The sequence below is a fragment of the Escherichia sp. TW14182 genome, assembly GCF_000208525.1.
Taxonomy (GTDB): domain Bacteria; phylum Pseudomonadota; class Gammaproteobacteria; order Enterobacterales; family Enterobacteriaceae; genus Escherichia; species Escherichia ruysiae.
On record NZ_AEJZ01000034.1, the window covers coordinates 1 to 2,819 of the forward strand.

Consider the following 2,819-nt stretch of genomic DNA (forward strand, 5'->3'; position numbering starts at 1 on the left):
TTTATGTCGGTACCCCGGGCAGCATGGCAGACAGCCGGTCGCAGGCGTCCGGGACGTTTGAGCAGAATAACCATGTGGTGATTAACAACGACGGCACGAACGGGCAGATAGGTCCGGCTGCTCTGAAGGCGGTGTATGACATGGCCCGCAAGGGTGCCCGTGATGAAATTCAGACACAGATGCGTGATGGTGGCCTGTTCTCCGGAGGTGGACGATGAAGACCTTCCGCTGGAAAGTGAAACCCGGTATGGATGTGGCTTCGGTCCCTTCTGTAAGAAAGGTGCGCTTTGGTGATGGCTATTCTCAGCGAGCGCCTGCCGGGCTGAATGCCAACCTGAAAACGTACAGCGTGACGCTTTCTGTCCCCCGTGAGGAGGCCACGGTACTGGAGTCGTTTCTGGAAGAGCACGGGGGCTGGAAATCCTTTCTGTGGACGCCGCCTTATGAGTGGCGGCAGATAAAGGTGACCTGCGCAAAATGGTCGTCGCGGGTCAGTATGTTGCGTGTTGAGTTCAGCGCAGAGTTTGAACAGGTGGTGAACTGATGCAGGATATCCGGCAGGAAACACTGAATGAATGCACCCGTGCGGAGCAGTCGGCCAGCGTGGTGCTCTGGGAAATCGACCTGACAGAGGTCGGTGGAGAACGTTATTTTTTCTGTAATGAGCAGAACGAAAAAGGTGAGCCGGTCACCTGGCAGGGGCGACAGTATCAGCCGTATCCCATTCAGGGGAGCGGTTTTGAACTGAATGGCAAAGGCACCAGTACGCGCCCCACGCTGACGGTTTCTAACCTGTACGGTATGGTCACCGGGATGGCGGAAGATATGCAGAGTCTGGTCGGCGGAACGGTGGTCCGGCGTAAGGTTTACGCCCATTTTCTGGATGCGGTGAACTTCGTCAACGGAAACAGTTACGCCGATCCGGAGCAGGAGGTGATCAGCCGCTGGCGCATTGAGCAGTGCAGCGAACTGAGCGCGGTGAGTGCCTCCTTTGTACTGTCCACGCCGACGGAAACGGATGGCGCTGTTTTTCCGGGACGTATCATGCTGGCCAACACCTGCACCTGGACCTATCGCGGTGACGAGTGCGGTTATAGCGGTCCGGCTGTCGCGGATGAATATGACCAGCCAACGTCCGATATCACGAAGGATAAATGCAGCAAATGCCTGAGCGGTTGTAAGTTCCGCAATAACGTCGGCAACTTTGGCGGCTTCCTTTCCATTAACAAACTTTCGCAGTAAATCCCATGACACAGACAGAATCAGCGATTCTGGCGCACGCCCGGCGATGTGCGCCAGCGGAGTCGTGCGGCTTCGTGGTAAGCACGCCGGAGGGGGAAAGATATTTTCCCTGCGTGAATATCTCCGGTGAGCCGGAGGCGTATTTCCGTATGTCGCCGGAAGACTGGCTGCAGGCAGAGATGCAGGGTGAGATTGTGGCGCTGGTCCACAGCCACCCCGGTGGTCTGCCCTGGCTGAGTGAGGCCGACCGGCGGCTGCAGGTGCAGAGTGATTTGCCGTGGTGGCTGGTCTGCCGGGGGACGATTCATAAGTTCCGCTGTGTGCCGCATCTCACCGGGCGGCGCTTTGAGCACGGTGTGACGGACTGTTACACACTGTTCCGGGATGCTTATCATCTGGCGGGGATTGAGATGCCGGACTTTCATCGTGAGGATGACTGGTGGCGTAACGGCCAGAATCTCTATCTGGATAATCTGGAGGCGACGGGGCTGTATCAGGTGCCGTTGTCAGCGGCACAGCCGGGCGATGTGCTGCTGTGCTGTTTTGGTTCATCAGTGCCGAATCACGCCGCAATTTACTGCGGCGACGGCGAGCTGCTGCACCATATTCCTGAACAACTGAGCAAACGAGAGAGGTACACCGACAAATGGCAGCGACGCACACACTCCCTCTGGCGTCACCGGGCATGGCGCGCATCTGCCTTTACGGGGATTTGCAACGATTTGGTCGCCGCATCGACCTTCGTGTGAAAACGGGGGCTGAAGCCATCCGGGCACTGGCCACACAGCTCCCGGCGTTTCGTCAGAAACTGAGCGACGGCTGGTATCAGGTACGGATTGCCGGGCGGGACGTCAGCACGTCCGGGTTAACGGCGCAGTTACATGAGACTCTGCCTGATGGCGCTGTGATTCATATTGTTCCCAGAGTCGCCGGGGCCAAGTCAGGTGGCGTATTCCAGATTGTCCTGGGGGCTGCCGCCATTGCCGGATCATTCTTTACCGCCGGAGCCACCCTTGCAGCATGGGGGGCAGCCATTGGGGCCGGTGGTATGACCGGCATCCTGTTTTCTCTCGGTGCCAGTATGGTGCTCGGTGGTGTGGCGCAGATGCTGGCACCGAAAGCCAGAACTCCCCGTACACAGACAACGGATAACGGTAAGCAGAACACCTATTTCTCCTCACTGGATAACATGGTTGCCCAGGGCAATGTTCTGCCTGTTCTGTACGGGGAAATGCGCGTGGGGTCACGCGTGGTTTCTCAGGAGATCAGCACGGCAGACGAAGGGGACGGTGGTCAGGTTGTGGTGATTGGTCGCTGATGCAAAATGTTTTATGTGAAACCGCCTGCGGGCGGTTTTATCGTTTATGGAGCATGACGAATGGGTAAAGGCAGCAGTAAGGGGCATACCCCGCGCGAAGCGAAGGACAACCTGAAGTCCACGCAGCTGCTGAGTGTGATCGATGCCATCAGCGAAGGGCCGGTTGAAGGTCCGGTGGATGGATTAAAAAGCGTGCTGCTGAACAGTACGCCGGTGCTGGACAGTGAGGGGAATACCAATATATCCGGCGTCACGGTGG

5 protein-coding genes and 1 pseudogene are annotated in these 2,819 nt (G+C 57.6%); all 6 read left to right on the forward strand.

From position 1 onward, the window contains the following. Window positions 1-218: pseudogene (locus EQY_RS0103520) on the forward strand (phage tail tape measure protein); the annotation flags it as partial. Further along, the gene (locus EQY_RS0103525) at window positions 215-544 is read left to right on the forward strand and encodes a phage tail protein (RefSeq protein WP_000847379.1); all 330 of its coding nucleotides are present in this window, start codon (window positions 215-217) and stop codon (window positions 542-544) included. The pseudogene EQY_RS0103520 and the gene EQY_RS0103525, both read left to right, overlap by 4 nt. After that, on the forward strand, window positions 544-1,242 hold the full coding sequence (locus tag EQY_RS0103530) for a phage minor tail protein L (protein WP_001152627.1): 699 nt from the start codon (window positions 544-546) through the stop codon (window positions 1,240-1,242). The genes EQY_RS0103525 and EQY_RS0103530 overlap by 1 nt, the downstream gene beginning before the upstream one ends. A 5-nt stretch (window positions 1,243-1,247) precedes the next feature. After that, a complete protein-coding gene (locus EQY_RS0103535; protein WP_032200652.1) occupies window positions 1,248-1,991 on the forward strand; it encodes a C40 family peptidase in 744 nt (247 codons plus the stop codon). Then, window positions 1,988-2,560 (forward strand): tail assembly protein, encoded by a 573-nt coding sequence (locus tag EQY_RS0103540; RefSeq protein WP_000847666.1) that lies wholly within the window; start codon window positions 1,988-1,990, stop codon window positions 2,558-2,560. Before EQY_RS0103535 ends, EQY_RS0103540 begins: the two co-directional genes overlap by 4 nt. Window positions 2,561-2,620: 60 nt before the next feature. Then, window positions 2,621-2,819, forward strand: a 199-nt coding sequence (locus tag EQY_RS0103545) for a hypothetical protein (RefSeq protein WP_000515555.1), incomplete at its 3' end; no start/stop codon positions are given.

Excerpts from the sequence above, each read along its gene's own strand:
- EQY_RS0103525 (WP_000847379.1), top strand. The coding sequence starts at position 215 with ATGAAGACCTTCCGCTGGAAAGTGAAACCCGGTATGGATGTGGCTTCG.
- EQY_RS0103530 (WP_001152627.1), top strand. The coding sequence starts at position 544 with ATGCAGGATATCCGGCAGGAAACACTGAATGAATGCACCCGTGCGGAG.
- EQY_RS0103535 (WP_032200652.1), top strand. The coding sequence starts at position 1,248 with ATGACACAGACAGAATCAGCGATTCTGGCGCACGCCCGGCGATGTGCG.